This window comes from Chryseobacillus diguaensis, assembly GCF_049220665.1.
Taxonomy (GTDB): domain Bacteria; phylum Bacillota; class Bacilli; order Bacillales; family Bacillaceae; genus Metabacillus_B.
This window is the reverse complement of sequence record NZ_JBMKNV010000007.1, coordinates 125766-141333: the sequence shown is the minus strand read 5'-3', so window position 1 is coordinate 141333 and position 15568 is coordinate 125766. Positions and strand designations below refer to the sequence as shown.

The following is a 15568-nucleotide window of genomic DNA, read 5'->3' as shown; positions in this document are numbered from 1 at the left end:
ACCAACCCATTTCTTAAGATGAAAAAGGCTGACGATTCGCCAGCCTCACTTGGAACTAACTTTAGATACAAATTCGGATAACGTTTTTAATTCTTTATCAGTGCCCTTGAAAATTCCTGCAGGCATTTTTTGATACCCTTGCTTGGCAATTTTAGCTATTTCTTCAGGCTTTTTGCCATTGTCAACAAGGGAAGGCGCTGCAGCAGTACCCTGCATATTATCCCCATGGCAGGAAACACAAGTCTGGGCTTTAAAAATTTTATAGCCTTCTGCATTCGTATCGATTTTCACTTCCGCTCTAATTTTACCTTGTTCAGCTGCTTTTTTCCAGTCATGTGTAGAAACTGACTCCCAAGTTAAATAGAACATGGCACAAAAGGCAAGAAGCATCATTCCTACCGTAACAGGTCTTTTATAAGGCCTTCTTTCAGGCCCTCTGTCAAGAAACGGTGCAAGCATCAGGGCACCAACAGCGAGACCTGGTATAACAATAGCACCGAGTACAGTATATGGACCAGAAGCAAACGAGTATTTCAAAAGCTGATATAAAAATAGAAAATACCAGTCCGGCAATGGAATGTATCCGGTATCTGTCGGATCAGCTATTCTCTCAAGCGGAGATGCTTCTGAAATGGTCAGGCACAGATAGCCGACTAAAAAAACTGCTCCAACAAGCCATTCCTTTAAAAGAAAATTGGGCCAGAATGCTTCCGTTTTACCTGGGTATTCCGAATAATCTTTCGGAATATTCGGTTTTCTTATGGCCGGTACGCGTGAATCACCTACGAATTTCATCCCTTTTCCGCGGTGCATCGATTTCCCCTCCCTTATTAAACTGGCTGATCTATTAGATTGATGGGTGATCTTACAATGGACCTGATATTCCCTGTTTTCGAATCATCAGGAAATGCGCGCCCATCAGTCCGAATAATGCAGCAGGAAGGAAGAACACGTGAATAGCGAAGAAGCGGGTCAGCGTTTGGGCACCGACAATTTCATGATGGCCTGCAAGAAGTGTTTTCACCTGGGTCCCAATGAGCGGTGTAGCCTCTGCAATCTGTAGACCTACCTTTGTAGCAAAGAGCGCTTTCATATCCCATGGAAGCAGGTATCCTGTAAAGCCAAGCCCAAGCATAATGAAAAAGATCAGAACACCAACAATCCAGTTAAGCTCGCGCGGTTTTTTGTAGGCTCCCTGGAAAAACACCCTTAGGGTATGCAAAAACATCATTACGATAACAAGACTTGCTCCCCAGTGATGCATGCCACGAACGATTTGTCCGTATGCCACTTCGTTTTGGAGATAATAGACGGATTCCCAGGCATTTTTAATATCTGGAACATAATACATCGTTAGAAACATACCGGAGAGTACTTGAATGACTGTAACAAAGAATGTCAGTCCCCCAAAGCAATAAACAAATGCTGAAAAGTGATGAGCGGGATTTACATGTTCAGGAACTTCGTGGTCGGCTATATCACGCCATAAAGGCGTTACATCAAGCCGTTCGTCAACCCAGTCGTAAATTTTTGACAGCATGATTTAGGCTCCCCCTTTTGGTTTTGCTCCGCCCAGGTAAAGATAGCCGTTTTTCACCTGATGTTCATAGCGGTCAAGCGGCGCCTGCGGAGGGGTTCCGGGAACGTTTGTCCCGTCTTTTTCATACCTGCCTCCATGGCAAGGACAATAAAACCTGTTTGGCATGCTGGGGTCGCCTTTCCAGTTTACCGTGCATCCGAGATGCTTGCAGACGGGAGACAGCGCAATAATTTCGCCTTTTTTGTCCTTGTAAACCCAGGCGGATTTGGATACATCTGATTTGTACCAGGCATCCGTTTGTTTAATTTTGTAGTCAAATCGCTTTGGCTCTTCTGTTATTTCATCAACCTTTACAACTTGGACAAAACCCTGTGCTGCAGCTGGTTCCAGCACTGGATCCAGGGCAAAACGAATCAATGGCATGGATATTCCGGCAGCCATAAAACCGCCTACACCAGTAAGTGTGTAATTCAAAAATTGACGTCTTGAAACGTCAGGCTTTCTCTCGCTCATCTAATCCCCCCTAAGGTCCATTGCAGTTAATGGCAGAAAATACTAAAAAATCTATAAACTAGGACATTTTAATGATATATCAATCTATTAGCAAGGTCAATATCATCCTTTTTTAGAAAATACCATTAAATGCAAAGGCTTACATCATCCCCTCCACAACTGTAACAAAATGTTCATAATTTGGCCTGTTTGATCAGTGACGAGCTTTTGCAAATAGGATTCATCCATCTCTTCAAAAGGGATGTATGGTGTCCAAATAAGCCGGCTTTTAAAATCAAATTCTCCTTCTTTCCAACATTCGTCGTATGTAATATAAAAAATATACTTAAATCTAGCGGAAAGCTCACTTTCCCACATCGTAAGCCGTGCTGCTATATTTTCTTCTGCAGCAACATAAGTAAAAGGAGGAAGAAGCAAAACCCGGCCTGCCAAATTCCTTTCCAATTCACTGCAAATAATGGATGAAAATTCAGCTTTTGCTGCTGCTCTCTTCATTGACCCATCAAATGAAAGAGGTCTAAGGGGGACAAGCACTGTATCAAAATAACTTTCTTCCTGTAAATAAAGCTTCATATCTTTTGACGTCCAATTCATTTCCGCTGGCACCCGCTTTACAGAATATTTAAAATCTTCTATTCTTCTATTTTACCTCATCTCCTTTGAAATGTTTATCTTTTCCATCTCCTGTTTTCAGTAACTTTCTTTTATCAAAATGGTACTTTTTTCACAAATCTAATCAGGATTTATTCCACTAAAAAAGAAAGAGCTCATATCAGCTCTTTCTCATCATTTAAAATTATTATTTTAATCTAAACCAAATTTTTTAATTTGGCAGTCAGTTCTTGGAAGGCTGATTCATCATGTCTGTCCAATGCTGCATCAATGGCATTAAGGAGTTTTTCTTTTTGAAACGTTCTGATCGAGGTTTCAAGAACTTTCTCCGCTACAACGCGATCCTTGTCATTCATTGTATAATGCTTTGGCATGAATGGATTAGGCTCTAAAACAACGGCAAATTGCGGTGATTGATAACTAGAACGGAAATTCAGCTGAATAAACAGCTCTTCTTCACGGTTCAGCCGGATATCATGAAAAGATTTTTCCGCGTCTGTCGTCATAACGTTTTCTTTATAGAACCGGAAAGGAACTTCTTCAACACAATGGGTTGACATGATGATGCCTCTTGGACAATATTGGGCTTGCTCTACAAAATGCACTTTTTCCATCAGTGCGTCATGGCTCATCAGATAGTTTAGAATCCAAACACACTCTCTTCGCTTCAGCTGATAATGATTCAAAAACCACCTGATAAAATCCTTCTTCTCGTTGACAGATACAGGGGCCGTCATCATACATCCCTCCTCTGCATGACCGCGAAATCTTATTATGAGATTTCAACAAGTTAAAAACGAATTCCTGCTAATTAACTAATAAAATCATCTTCCAATTGCATCAAAATCGTTTGGATTTCGACATTTGCAGGGTCTAATTCAAGGGCTTTTTCAAATAATTTTTTAGCTCCCTTACGATCTCCCTCTTCGATAAGAAAATAACCATATTCTATCAGAAAATCCTGTTCATCGTTAAAAAATCTATATGCTTTCTTATAATTGTCTGATGCCTCTGAAAATTCTTCTATTTTGTTATAGGCTTTTCCAAGCTGCCAGAAGTATTGGGGATCCTCTTCTCCCAGTCTCATCACTTCACCGATCAATTCGATCACTTCTTCAAACCTCTCCTGCTGCATCAGAATGCTGGATAAGGTTAATACAGCTTCAGCATGACCTGGATCTATGGCTATGCCTGTCCTGAGAAAATTTTCGGCTTCTTCAGGAGAATGGTTTTTCAGTGCAATTTTTCCTCCGTAAATAAACAATTCCTTATTCAGCTCATCTACTTTTACGCCTTCTTTTACTGTTTCAAGACTTTCTTCAAGCATTCCATCCTGCTCATAGGCTTTAGCAAGAATTAAATAAAGAGAAGAAAAGTCTGGATCGAGTTCTTTCAGTTTAGTAAGCTGTTTAATGGCTGTTTCAGGAATACCTGCTTGAAGGGCTGTTACCCCATAGCTGAACAGGGAGTGCAAATCAAGCTGATCTTCCTGCACTTTTTCGTAGTAAGGAAGAGCGTCTTCAAATCGGCCCGCACTGCTTAGGGCTTCTGCAAGTCTTTCTTCAATATTGACACCTGCTACTTGCTTTCCTGACCTGAGCGCTTCCTCATAATATCTGATCGCTTTTAAATCATTGCCATTTTGAAAATAAAACTCTCCAAGTGCAAAATCAATTAATGACTCATCAGGAAGAAGCCTTTTTGCTTCTTTCAGTTTCTGTTCACTCACTTCATGAAGGCCCTGCATCTGATAAAGATCAGCCTGAAGAAGAAGAGACTGCGGATAGGCGTCATCGTCTGTTTTGATTTTTTCCAGAATTCCAACAGCTTCATCCTCACGTTCAAGATCAATATATACATCCGCAAGCAAAAGGGAAATATCGGCTTCCTCAGGATAAAGCAAGTTTAAATCGGTCAATATGGACAAAGAAAGCTCCGGGTTTCCCCATTCATAATACTTCTCCGCCAAAAGAAATTTATCTTCATCATGGAGCTGGCCTTCTATTTCGGAAAGAATATTCAAGCCTTCTTCCACTTGTCCTGTTTCAACTAATTCTATAGCTTCTTGTATTGTTTTAAGCTTCATATTGATTCCTTTCTATCATGCTTTATCCAAATCTTTTGATCATTGGTATAAAGCATTCTTCCCCGTACCCCGGTGGAAAAGTGATCTGGCTGCCGGCTTTTAATACTCGGTTTTTATGAACCGTTACTGCCGGAATAGTAATATCATAATCCAGAACAGGTTCAGTTTCAACCAAACCGCACCTTTCGCCCGATTCATACAAATTGTAGTCAACTGCACCTCCCGTCCGTATTTCTCCTTTGTCTGGATAGATGCCAAGCAACATTAGCATTTCCTTTGACAGCCTTTTATGTTCTAAAGGAGTAAAGGGTAGAGATGATATTCCATGATCCAACGAAATGATCTTCCATAAGCTCTTTGTCTTCCCGCTTCTCAGTCTGCTTCTTTTGCTTCCCTTTAAGCGCGGTATGAGAATGGAGGGAAAAGCAGACATGGCATCTTTTATCCAGCCCCACGGAACCGTATGCAATTCTTTTTCCTCAGTGATGTCCAAAAATATGATGGAGATTTTCAGTTTTTTGCATTTTCTCAATAAGGAAGGGCTGAGCCTTTTTACAGGAATTTCAGCAGCGAGGTAATAATCAATCGGAGAATTGATAAACAGCTGCCTCTGAGCAGCTGCTTTCTTCTCAAGCTCCCCTTCGAACTGTACTTTGGCTGCAGTAATCAAAGCGGTGCACCCGGAGTTAAGAATATTTTGGATAAAGTATTCCTTGAATTCAATGAAAGAAAACGAATCATTCAGCGTATAATCGAACATCACATGTCCCGGGGTCATCATATAAGTGCTTGCATTAAACCGGATAAATTGGTACTCATCAAGCGTTTTTTTCATTAGACAGATCCGACTGCTGTCAACAAGCAGGGAGGCAGAGTCTATTTTTCCGTTATGAAGAACATTTGCATTATCTATTATATATGGCATCCGTTCCCCCACCTTAAATTGTTCTTAAGACAGGCTATGAAGGAAGCTGAATACTTATGACAGCATGCAAAATTAAAGCGGAAATCCTATAAAGGGACTTCCGCTTTAATTTAATAGCTTACTCGCTTTAAATCGTTAAAGAAATCAGGGTACGATACTTGTACGGCTTTTTCTTCAATTAACTTTATTTCCTGCTCTGCTATACAGGAAGCGATGGAAAGCATCATTCCAATACGGTGATCGCCGTGGCTTGATACCTCCTCGCCACCCCTCAAGCTTGCTTTTCCGCGAATGATCATCCCATCCTCAGTTGGTTCAATTTCTGCTCCCAGCTTGTTGAGTTCGTTCACTACTGTGTCAATACGGTTCGTTTCTTTCACTTTCAATTCTTCCGCATCTTTAATAACAGTTGTTCCTTCAGCTTGAGTTGCCAAGAGGGCAATAATCGGTATTTCATCGATCAGCCTTGGAATAAGATCTCCCGAGATGGTTATCCCCTTGAGACTGGAAGTTCTGATCGTGATATCTGCCATAGGCTCAAATTCCATGGATGCCTCATCATATTTTATTTCCATATCAGCACCCATTTCTTTTAGAACGTCAATCATCCCAGTCCGGGTAGGATTCATCCCTACTCTCTTTAAAACCAGTTGACTTTCCGGAACTATAGCTCCTGCTGCCAGGAAAAAAGCAGCTGAAGAGATATCTCCGGGAACTTCAATGTCTGTAGCCTTTAGAACTTGGCCGCCTTTTATAGATACAGACAGCCCGCTCTCTTCTACATCTGCTCCGAAAACTTTCAGCATTCTTTCTGTATGATCCCTGGATTTATAGGGCTCCACAACAGTGGTTGTTTCTCCTATCGCGTTAAGCCCTGCCAGTAAAATGGCAGATTTCACCTGAGCACTTGCTACAGGTGAGGAATATTGGATTCCAGAAAGGCTTCCCCCTCTAATGGAAAGAGGTGTGTAATTTCCGCTTCCTCTGCCATCAATACTAGCTCCCATCAGACGAAGTGGCTCAGTTACCCTTGCCATAGGCCTTTTCGCGATTGATTCATCTCCGGCTAGGCAAAAATGGTAAGGCAATCCGGCAAGAATGCCCATGATGAGTCTCGTTGTTGTACCAGAGTTTCCAGTATCAAGCAGTTCAGAAGGCTCCTTGATTCCTGAAAGACCTTTTCCTTTAATTTTAACGGCGGAATCTGTTATTTCTATGTCTACGCCCATTTTCCTGAAACAGGAGACAGTACTCAGGCAATCTGCTCCCATTAAAAAATGGGTAATCGTTGTTTCTCCTTCTGCAATGGCTCCGAACATGACAGCACGATGTGAAATAGACTTGTCTCCCGGAACCGCTATTTCACCTTCCAGACGGTTTACTTTTTTCAGTATCATTTGCTTCACTCCACTTTAACTGATGGGGTTTTTTATTGTGTTTTTGTAACTTGATCATTGAATGGATGACTTGTATAAGCCTCATCCGAAGAATGTTTCGTAATCCGTATACTTTTCCAGACAAATTTTAGCCTTTTCCCGATCTTTTTCTGTCTGAAAGCTGATTCTTAAGACTCCATAAATTTCTTCTCTCGTTTCAATAATACGAATGTTTGTTATACTGATTTTTTCTTTGGCAAGATAGCCGGTAACTTCCGAAATGACACCAGGATAGTCAGGCACGTCGGCATATAAGTCATGAAAAGAAGGAATAGCCCCTTCCTTCTTCGCAGGCAGACCGTCGCGAAAAGCCTTCGCTTTTTCAAAATACGTGTAAATTTCATCTTCATTTTCATCTTCAACATATGATTTAATGCGGTTCATTTCAGCCATCCAGTCCTCAAACAGTTTCATCATGTACTCTCTGTTTTGAAGAAGAATATCTCTCCACATTGCAGGATTGCTTGACGCAATTCTTGTAATATCCCTGAACCCGCCTGCAGCCAAGGGTTTAATCAAAGGAAAATCATTTTCATAGTACTCCGCCTGATGGACAAGACTCGCTGCAACGATATGAGGGAAGTGACTAATCACTCCAGTCACTCTGTCATGTTCTTCCGGCTGCATTTCCACAAATTGCGCTTTCGTGCCTTCAAGAAGTTTTTTTAAAAGTTCAATGTTTTCCTGGTTTTCCCCAGATTCAGGCGTCAGTATGTAGAATGCATTTTCAAAGAGATGAGCTTTTGCAGCAGTGACACCTGATTTATGGCTTCCCGCCATAGGATGCCCGCCGATAAAAGTAGTTTCTTTCGGAAGGGTTTTTCGCGCATACTCCGTTATTTTCCGTTTTGTGCTGCCGGCATCTGTAATGATCACCTTTTCCAAAAGTGGAGCAGCCGCTAAACGATCGATAATCTTCAATGATTGCTCAACTGGAGCAGAAAGAAAGATAAAATCAGCGTCTTTGGCACCTTCCTCAATACTCGATGCGGTCTTATCCACTACCCCCAGCCTTTTGGCTGTTTCTGCCTGTTCAGGGAGAATGTCATAACCGATAATTAGGCAATCCTTATGTATTTTCTTAATAGCCAGTGCTATGGATCCGCCTATCAGTCCAAGTCCGGCAATAAAAATTCTCTTATGCATTTTCGTCACCTTGCTTATCCACTAGAAGTATGTAGCAGCCGCTCACAAAAGAGGCCTTTAATCTAAAGTTTACGGAATGAAAAGAAAGAGGTGAAATTTTTTCACCTCGAAAATTTATACTATTTGCCTGAAAGTAGATGTTTTCGCAAAGATTATTACTATAATTATCAGATGTACATTTTCTCTAAATTTATCTACTTGGATATATAAACAACAAAGTTTAAGAAAAGAGCCTTAATAGCTCAATAATCTCGTTATTTTGCTCTTCGCTGCCGATTGTTATGCGCAGAGATGTCGGAAAACCGAGGGCTGCTCCGGAACGGACGATGTACCCTTGTTCAAGAAGCTTTTGAAACATCTCATTGGCATCTCTTTTAAAATCGATCAAGATAAAATTACCTTCGGAAGGAAAATAGGAAATATTCATTTCTTCACAGAAACGATAGTATTGTTCACGGCCTTTTTTGTTTCTTTCCCTGCAATCAGTAATAAATGCCTGATCTTTCAGTGCTGCTAAAGCTGCTGCCTGTGCCAGCCTGCTCGTGTTAAACGGTTCTCTTGCAGGCTCCATGCCCTGAATCAGTTCCTCGCTTGCGATACCGTAGCCAATTCGAAGAGCAGCCAGTCCATAAGCTTTAGAAAATGTTCTAAGTATGATTAAATTCTGATACTGATCAAGCAAAGGAACGGTGTCAGGATAATCTTCAGCTGTTACATATTCTCTGTATGCTTCATCAGAAACCACAAGAACGTGTTTTGGTACTCTTTCCATAAACGATAAAAATGATTGCTCATTTATATATTTGCCAGTTGGATTATCTGGACTGCATAGCCAGACTACCTTTGTATTTTTGTCAATGTTTGCAATCATTTCGTCAAGGTTGTGCTCCCCGTTTACAACAGGCACTTCCCTGATTTCCGCTCCTTCAATAACTGCATTGTGGCGGTACTGGGGAAAAGTCGGTAATGCAATAACCGTATTTGACTCTTTATCAAGAAGGGACCTGCAAATGATTTGGACTATCTCGTCAGATCCGTTGCCAAAAATAAGCTGCTTTTCTTTAACACCAAGAAATTTGGAGAGCTCTTCTCTTAAAGCAGCACTGTAGCCATCTGGATAAAGGACCAGCTGCTTAATCTCTTCTTCAAGAGCAGGAGCCACTTTTTCAGAACAGCCATATGGATTTTCGTTTGATGCGAGTTTTACTACCCTGTCCAGGCCGTATTCCTTTTTAACTTCTTCGATTGGTTTGCCAGGCTGATATGGCTTCAGACTGCGCAGCTGTGTTTTGATTTCCATTTGTACAACCCCTCTCAAAATTAAGCGGACGTGACAAATGTTTGGGCATACTCCTTCAATTCGTCTACTGCCTCCTTGCGGGACCGCTCATCTAAAAGCCTTTCCTGAAGGGACTCGATTTTCTTGATTAGAGCGCTGCCTACAATGACACCATCACATACCTTATTCATTTTTTCTGCCTGTTCACCTGAAGAGATGCCAAATCCGACCGCAACAGGGATTGAGGCAATCGACTTGACTTCTTTAATAAAAGAAAATACGTTTTCGTTAAATTCCTTGCGCTCACCTGTTACTCCCAGGGATGACACGCAATAAAGAAAGCCATCTGCTTTACCGGCAATTCTTTCTAAACGGCCTGAAGAAGTTGGTGCAGCCATTGAAATAAAATAAATATTTTCTTCTTTGCACCGTTTTCGCATTTCATCGCTCTCTTCAAATGGCATATCAGGAATGAGCAGGCCATCCACTTCATTTTTGCGCATTAAAGCGAAGAAGCGTTCTTCTCCTAATTGTAACACAGGATTATAATACGTAAAGAGGATTATTGGAATGTTTACACCCCTTTCTCTCATTACTGGCACGAGCTCCATTGCTTTTACGATGTTCATGCCCTGTTTGAGAGCCCGCTTGGAGGCTCTTTGAATAACAGGTCCGTCTGCAAGCGGATCAGAATAAGGGATTCCAAGCTCTATCGCAGTTGCACCAGCTTCCTGTAAAGCAAGTGACAGGTCGATTGTGATTTCCGGCGATGGATCTCCTGCTGTTATAAATGGAATAAACATTTTTTTTCCGAGATTCGTCTGTTCTTGAAATACGTTCGTCATTCTCCCTGTCCTCCCTTACTATTCTCCATTAAGGTATGAACATCCTTGTCTCCTCTACCAGATAAGCAAACAAGAATGATGTCATCCTCATTCATTTCCTTAGCTGCATCAAAAGCTTTGGCAAGGGCATGGGCTGATTCAATGGCAGCAAGTATGCCTTCTTCTCTGGCTAAAAGCCCTAAGGCTTCAAGAGTCTCATCGTCTGTAGCATGCAAATAGGTAACACGCTTTGAATGGGCAAGGTAGGCATGCTCCGGCCCTACACCTGGATAATCAAGACCCGCTGAAATCGAATACGGCTCAATGATTTGCCCAAATTCATCCTGAATTAAATACGTCAGTGAACCATGAATCACACCGTTTGTGCCTTTCGTAATTGTCGCAGCATGCTGATCAGTATCAACGCCTTTTCCTGCCGCTTCAACTCCAATCAGTTCAACCTCATCATTAATAAAGCCATGAAACATCCCGATCGCATTGCTTCCTCCGCCAACGCAGGCAAATACTTTGTCCGGAAGTCTTCCAGCCATCTCAAGCATTTGTTTTTTTGATTCAATGCCAATGATTTTTTGAAATTCCCTAACCATTAAAGGATAAGGGTGAGGACCTACGACAGAACCTATCATATAGAAATGGTCTTCACAATGCTGCACCCAATAGCGGATTGCCTCATTTGTGGCATCTTTAAGCGTTCCATTTCCGCTTGAAACCGGAATGACCTCTGCTCCGAGGAGTTTCATTCTGAAAACATTCAGCTGCTGTCTTCTCACATCTTCTTCGCCCATGAAAACCTTACACTCCATGCCAAACTTGGCAGCAACTGTAGCAGAAGCTACACCATGCTGTCCTGCACCGGTTTCAGCGATAATTTTTGTTTTTCCCATTCTTTTTGCAAGCAATGCCTGTCCGATCGCATTATTGATTTTATGGGCGCCAGTATGGTTTAAATCTTCTCTTTTCAAATAGATTTTAGCTCCGCCCAGTTTTTTGGATATATTTTCAGCGTAAGTCATAGCAGTGGGTCTGCCTGTATATTCTTTGAAAAGCTGATGGTATTCTTCTAAAAACGATTCGTCGTTCATGCATTCTTCAAATGCTTTTTCTAGTTCTTCTAAAGGCTGCATAAGTGTTTCAGGAACAAATTTGCCCCCAAATTTTCCGAATCTCCCTTTTTTATCAGGCAGTAGTGTCATGATTCATCACCTTTTCTTCGAATAGTTTTATTTTGTCTTTCGATTTTCTTCCCTTATCTTCAATGCCGCTTGCTAAGTCTAATCCTTCAGGTCCCCTTTTCATCAATTCAGAAACGTTTTCAGGTGAAAGTCCTCCTGCAATGAAACACTTTTTATTGTTTTTTCCTGCATGATCTGTAACCTCTCTGACAATGCTCCAGTCAAAAGTTTTGCCAGTTCCCCCGTATGCTTCCTTTGTCTTCGAGTCAACAACAAAGCCATCTGCAGCACATTGAAACCGATCCATTTCTTTTAACACGTCTTCATGTGAGGAAATGGCTTTCCAAACTTCAAGGCCTGTTTCTTCTTTCAGTTTGACAAGAAAAGCAGGCTCCTCATCTCCATGACATTGAATGACACTGATCGGGAGCTTGGAAATGACCTCCTTTACCTCTGATAAAGCAGGATTAACAAAAACAGCTGCAAGCTTTTTTCTGCCTAATTCAATGTTTTCCAGCCACTTTTGAACATTTTCGGGTTCAACCCTTCGTTTGCTGTCGGCAAATATTAGTCCCAGGTAATCTGCGTTTGATGATACAGAAGCTTCTAAATCCTCCTGCGAGCTGTTGCCGCAATATTTAATAAGCGGCTTTTTCATTTTCATTTTCTCCAAACAAGCTTTCAATAGCCTTCGACTGATCATCTTTGCGCATCAGCGACTCCCCTACAAGTACGGCATTTGCCCCGTAACGTTCCACTTTTTTAATATCTTCAAACGTATAAATTCCGCTTTCGCTTACCACTACAGAATCCTTAGGCATTATTGCCGCTGAATGGGAAAGCTGTTCAATGTTTGTTTCAAATGTCGCTAAATTCCTGTTGTTCACTCCGATAACCGGTGGAGTGAAAACATTCAGAATGCCTTCAAGCACCTCTCTTGAATGAACCTCCACAAGCGCATCCATTCCTGATTCTTTTGCTTCCAGAAAAAGTTCATACAGTTTTTGTGCTTCCATTGCCTCCCCAATCAACAGAATGGCATCAGCACCGATCAGCTTGGATTCTTTCACCTGTACACTTGAGATGATAAAATCCTTCCTCATAACAGGGATATTGACCGCTCCTTTGACTTCAGTCAAAAACTCTCTTTTTCCTTGAAAAAAACGTTCATCAGTCAAAACGGAAATACAGTCAGCTCCCCCTTTTTCATATTGCCGTGCTATATCAGCCGGATGAAAATTCTCTTTGATCAGCCCTTTTGAAGGAGAAGCTTTTTTCACTTCTGCGATGAGTCCAAGCCGGCGGGTCGGCTTTTTTAGAGCTTCTTCAAACGAACGTGAAGCAAAATTTGCATTTTCCGGCATGACAAGCGTTTTTAATTCCTCTTTTTTATGATTCAGTATAGTTTCAAGCATATTTCTCCTCCTTTTTTTTCATCATTTTATTTAGGTGATATAAAGCTGTTCCGTCCTCTAAAGCTCTAAGACTATCAGCAACCCCCAATTCGATGCTTTCGGCTTGGCCAGCTGTATATAGACCCGCTCCTGCATTCAGTGCAATAATATTTCTTGCACTTTCATTCCCATTCCCTGAAAAAGCATTCAAAATAACATTTGCGCTTTCAGCAGGGTTTGAAACCTGAATGTCTTTTAATAAGCCGCGCTCAAGGCCAAATTGCTCAGGTGAAATGCTATAACGGCGAATGCTGCCATTTTTCACTTCCACTGCATCAGTAATTTCGGAGATGCTGCATTCATCAAGTCCATCTCTTCCAGTAAGAAGGAGAGCTTGTTCCGTTCCGAGCTCAAGAAGAGCCTCTGCCATTAGCGCTGCATAGTGGTTTGAGAATACGCCAATCATCTGCCTTTTTGCCCCTGCAGGATTTGCAAGAGGGCCAAGGAGATTAAAAATGGTTCTGAAACCAATATCTTTTCTCGGTTCAACAGCATGCTTCATCGACGCATGATAGATGGGTGCAAATAAAAAGCTCATATTGTATCGGTCCAGTGCCTCAATTGCTTCTTCAGGTGTTTTCTGAGGTGTAATTCCGAGATGCTCAAGAACATCCGCACTTCCGCTTTTTGAAGAAAAAGATCTGTTGCCGTGCTTTGCGACTTTAACTCCCAAAGATGCCATCACGATCGATGAAGCTGTTGATATGTTAAACGTGGATGCTCCATCGCCTCCAGTGCCACATGTATCCATTACTTCTTCCTTATGCTGAATGGAAAGCATTCTTCTTCTCATTGCTTTAGTAAATCCCACAATTTCTTCCACTGTTTCGCCTCTTAGGCGCATAATGGACAGCAGGCTTGCAATCTGGCTCGGGCTTGCTTCTCCACTCATCATTCTGTTCATAATATCCATTGATTCTTGTTCGTTAAATACGGCACCTTCAACGGCCTGCTTGAGTATGGATTTCACGAATCTCACCCTCTCCAAAATGTTTTTCTGCCAGTTCAATTGCTTTAAGCAATGCACTTGCTTTATTCTCTGTTTCTTCATATTCAAGTTCAGGCACGGAATCTGCTACAATTCCCGCTCCCGCCTGAACATGGGCATATCCATCGTTAACTACGGCGGTCCTGATCGTAATGCAGGAATCAATATTTCCATCAAATCCGATATATGCCACACACCCTGCATAGTGGTCCCTTGCACTATCTTCAAGCTCTTGAAGTATCTCCATAGCTCTAATCTTCGGGGCCCCTGAAACAGTACCAGCAGGAAATGCAGCCATCAAAGCTTTAGTTGGATGCACATCTTTTTTTAACTTTCCGGTTACTTTTGATAGAAGATGGATGACATGAGAAAAGTAAACAGGCTCCATAAATTCTTCTGTTTTCACAGAATGATATTCTGCTACTTTTCCAATATCATTCCTGGCCAAGTCAACCAGCATTAAATGTTCGGCTTTTTCCTTTTCATCCTGCAGAAGATCCCGAGATAGCCGAGTGTCTTCTTCAGGGCTGTCTCCTCTTCTTCTTGTTCCCGCAATAGGATGAATTTCAAGATGGCCTTCTTTTACATGAATTAAACGTTCAGGAGAGCTGCCAACCAATTCGGTTTCTCCAAGCTTTAAGTAAAATAAGTAAGGCGACGGATTAACGTTTCTTAAAATACGGTACAAATCAAAACCATCTACACTGACCGGGATCGAGAATCTTTGTGACAGGACAGCTTGAAAGATGTCGCCAGCATGAATGTATTCCTGAATTTTTTCTACCTTTTCAGTAAACTCTTCTTTTGTATAGTTGGACTTGACATTGGAAAAATCTACTTTCCCTTTATCAAGAGGCGGAAGAAACAAACTATCAAGTTCTCTCCCTTTTTTCAGCTCCTGCAAATATTGATCCAGTTTTTTTTCTGCAGCAGCATATTTCTGCCGAAGCTCAATTTCTGAATGGTCTTCTTTTAAATGGACGTAATGAATGAAAAACAATTCTTTTTCCAAATGATCATAGCTGGCGATCGTTTCGCATATCACAAGCTGGCATTTTGAAGCTCCTTCAGCCTCCTTGCTATCCAGCTGAATCTGTTCAAAAGCTGAAACGGCTTCATAACCTATATAGCCAACTGCACCGCCTGTAAACGGAATAGGGATCTCAGGAACGGAGACATTTAAATACTCCTCAATATCCTGAAAAATTTCAGGAAAAGTCTCTGACTGACAGATTGGCTCATTTTCTTTGTTATATAAGATAAATTGATCCTCATTCTCATTGATTGTGTATAAAGGATTCAGTCCAATGAATGAGTATCTGGACCAATTTGAGTTTCTGTCATTGCTTTCAAGCAAATAGACAGCATCTTTGCGCAATGATTGGAAAAGCTGGATTGGTGTAAAGGTGTCTACTTTGTATCTTTTAATGATCGGGATCATTTTGTTCGTTTTGGATTGGTTTAAAAAAGATGTAAAAGATGTGGATTTCAAAATGCTCACTCCTCGGTTTTAATGAGGAGAATGAGGAAAAAGAGGTATAGGAAATACGCTATGGATATCAAACGGCTAAA

The 15568-nt window shown here is 41.4% G+C and carries 16 protein-coding genes; all 16 read right to left on the bottom strand.

The annotated features are described in order from the left end of the window. Positions 1–45: 45 nt before the first annotated feature. Complete coding sequence (locus ACOT8F_RS12935; RefSeq protein WP_421652332.1) at positions 46–813, bottom strand: menaquinol-cytochrome c reductase cytochrome b/c subunit; 768 nt, start codon at positions 811–813, stop codon at positions 46–48. A 52-nt stretch (positions 814–865) separates the two neighbouring features. Then, complete coding sequence (gene qcrB, locus ACOT8F_RS12930; RefSeq protein ID WP_421652331.1) at positions 866–1540, bottom strand: menaquinol-cytochrome c reductase cytochrome b subunit; 675 nt, start codon at positions 1538–1540, stop codon at positions 866–868. Positions 1541–1543: 3 nt separating this feature from the next. Continuing rightward, positions 1544–2053: a QcrA and Rieske domain-containing protein gene (locus ACOT8F_RS12925; protein ID WP_421652330.1), complete on the bottom strand. Its 510-nt coding sequence runs from the start codon at positions 2051–2053 to the stop codon at positions 1544–1546. Between the two features lie 144 nt (positions 2054–2197). Continuing rightward, positions 2198–2647 carry a DUF2487 family protein gene (locus tag ACOT8F_RS12920; protein WP_421652329.1) on the bottom strand — a complete coding sequence of 150 codons (450 nt, stop codon included), beginning with the start codon at positions 2645–2647 and terminating at the stop codon, positions 2198–2200. Between the two features lie 215 nt (positions 2648–2862). Beyond that, complete coding sequence (locus tag ACOT8F_RS12915; RefSeq protein WP_421652418.1) at positions 2863–3402, bottom strand: ReoY family proteolytic degradation factor; 540 nt, start codon at positions 3400–3402, stop codon at positions 2863–2865. Positions 3403–3476: 74 nt separating this feature from the next. Beyond that, on the bottom strand, positions 3477–4751 hold the full coding sequence (locus ACOT8F_RS12910; protein WP_421652328.1) for a tetratricopeptide repeat protein: 1275 nt from the start codon (positions 4749–4751) through the stop codon (positions 3477–3479). A 22-nt stretch (positions 4752–4773) separates the two neighbouring features. Then, positions 4774–5676, bottom strand: a complete 903-nt coding sequence (locus tag ACOT8F_RS12905) for a hypothetical protein (RefSeq protein ID WP_421652327.1) — start codon at positions 5674–5676, stop codon at positions 4774–4776. A 110-nt stretch (positions 5677–5786) separates the two neighbouring features. Next, positions 5787–7073: a 3-phosphoshikimate 1-carboxyvinyltransferase gene (aroA, locus tag ACOT8F_RS12900; RefSeq protein ID WP_421652325.1), complete on the bottom strand. Its 1287-nt coding sequence runs from the start codon at positions 7071–7073 to the stop codon at positions 5787–5789. Between the two features lie 81 nt (positions 7074–7154). Further along, a complete protein-coding gene (locus ACOT8F_RS12895; RefSeq protein WP_421652324.1) occupies positions 7155–8258 on the bottom strand; it encodes a prephenate dehydrogenase in 1104 nt (367 codons plus the stop codon). Between the two features lie 220 nt (positions 8259–8478). Beyond that, a complete protein-coding gene (gene hisC / locus ACOT8F_RS12890) occupies positions 8479–9558 on the bottom strand; it encodes a histidinol-phosphate transaminase (RefSeq protein ID WP_421652322.1) in 1080 nt (359 codons plus the stop codon). A gap of 20 nt (positions 9559–9578) precedes the next feature. Continuing rightward, the gene (gene trpA, locus ACOT8F_RS12885; RefSeq protein ID WP_421652321.1) at positions 9579–10382 is read right to left on the bottom strand and encodes a tryptophan synthase subunit alpha; all 804 of its coding nucleotides are present in this window, start codon (positions 10380–10382) and stop codon (positions 9579–9581) included. After that, positions 10379–11575: a tryptophan synthase subunit beta gene (trpB, locus tag ACOT8F_RS12880; RefSeq protein WP_421652320.1), complete on the bottom strand. Its 1197-nt coding sequence runs from the start codon at positions 11573–11575 to the stop codon at positions 10379–10381. Before trpB ends, trpA begins: the two co-directional genes overlap by 4 nt. Further along, positions 11559–12212: a phosphoribosylanthranilate isomerase gene (locus ACOT8F_RS12875; RefSeq protein ID WP_421652319.1), complete on the bottom strand. Its 654-nt coding sequence runs from the start codon at positions 12210–12212 to the stop codon at positions 11559–11561. Before ACOT8F_RS12875 ends, trpB begins: the two co-directional genes overlap by 17 nt. Continuing rightward, on the bottom strand, positions 12193–12969 hold the full coding sequence (trpC, locus tag ACOT8F_RS12870) for an indole-3-glycerol phosphate synthase TrpC (protein WP_421652318.1): 777 nt from the start codon (positions 12967–12969) through the stop codon (positions 12193–12195). Before trpC ends, ACOT8F_RS12875 begins: the two co-directional genes overlap by 20 nt. Continuing rightward, the gene (trpD, locus tag ACOT8F_RS12865) at positions 12962–13921 is read right to left on the bottom strand and encodes an anthranilate phosphoribosyltransferase (RefSeq protein ID WP_421652417.1); all 960 of its coding nucleotides are present in this window, start codon (positions 13919–13921) and stop codon (positions 12962–12964) included. The genes trpC and trpD overlap by 8 nt, the downstream gene beginning before the upstream one ends. Positions 13922–13949: 28 nt before the next feature. Continuing rightward, positions 13950–15437: an anthranilate synthase component I gene (gene trpE / locus ACOT8F_RS12860; RefSeq protein WP_421652415.1), complete on the bottom strand. Its 1488-nt coding sequence runs from the start codon at positions 15435–15437 to the stop codon at positions 13950–13952. Positions 15438–15568 lie beyond the last annotated feature (131 nt).

What these genes read in the sequence shown, in the direction of transcription:
- ACOT8F_RS12935 (WP_421652332.1), bottom strand. Translation starts at nt 813, where the DNA reads ATGCACCGCGGAAAAGGGATGAAATTCGTAGGTGATTCACGCGTACCG.
- qcrB (WP_421652331.1), bottom strand. Translation starts at nt 1,540, where the DNA reads ATGCTGTCAAAAATTTACGACTGGGTTGACGAACGGCTTGATGTAACG.
- ACOT8F_RS12925 (WP_421652330.1), bottom strand. Translation starts at nt 2,053, where the DNA reads ATGAGCGAGAGAAAGCCTGACGTTTCAAGACGTCAATTTTTGAATTAC.
- ACOT8F_RS12920 (WP_421652329.1), bottom strand. Translation starts at nt 2,647, where the DNA reads ATGAATTGGACGTCAAAAGATATGAAGCTTTATTTACAGGAAGAAAGT.
- ACOT8F_RS12915 (WP_421652418.1), bottom strand. Translation starts at nt 3,402, where the DNA reads ATGACGGCCCCTGTATCTGTCAACGAGAAGAAGGATTTTATCAGGTGG.
- ACOT8F_RS12910 (WP_421652328.1), bottom strand. Translation starts at nt 4,751, where the DNA reads ATGAAGCTTAAAACAATACAAGAAGCTATAGAATTAGTTGAAACAGGA.
- ACOT8F_RS12905 (WP_421652327.1), bottom strand. Translation starts at nt 5,676, where the DNA reads ATGCCATATATAATAGATAATGCAAATGTTCTTCATAACGGAAAAATA.
- aroA (WP_421652325.1), bottom strand. Translation starts at nt 7,073, where the DNA reads ATGATACTGAAAAAAGTAAACCGTCTGGAAGGTGAAATAGCGGTTCCG.
- ACOT8F_RS12895 (WP_421652324.1), bottom strand. Translation starts at nt 8,258, where the DNA reads ATGCATAAGAGAATTTTTATTGCCGGACTTGGACTGATAGGCGGATCC.
- hisC (WP_421652322.1), bottom strand. Translation starts at nt 9,558, where the DNA reads ATGGAAATCAAAACACAGCTGCGCAGTCTGAAGCCATATCAGCCTGGC.
- trpA (WP_421652321.1), bottom strand. Translation starts at nt 10,382, where the DNA reads ATGACGAACGTATTTCAAGAACAGACGAATCTCGGAAAAAAAATGTTT.
- trpB (WP_421652320.1), bottom strand. Translation starts at nt 11,575, where the DNA reads ATGACACTACTGCCTGATAAAAAAGGGAGATTCGGAAAATTTGGGGGC.
- ACOT8F_RS12875 (WP_421652319.1), bottom strand. Translation starts at nt 12,212, where the DNA reads ATGAAAAAGCCGCTTATTAAATATTGCGGCAACAGCTCGCAGGAGGAT.
- trpC (WP_421652318.1), bottom strand. Translation starts at nt 12,969, where the DNA reads ATGCTTGAAACTATACTGAATCATAAAAAAGAGGAATTAAAAACGCTT.
- trpD (WP_421652417.1), bottom strand. Translation starts at nt 13,921, where the DNA reads ATGGATATTATGAACAGAATGATGAGTGGAGAAGCAAGCCCGAGCCAG.
- trpE (WP_421652415.1), bottom strand. Translation starts at nt 15,437, where the DNA reads ATGATCCCGATCATTAAAAGATACAAAGTAGACACCTTTACACCAATC.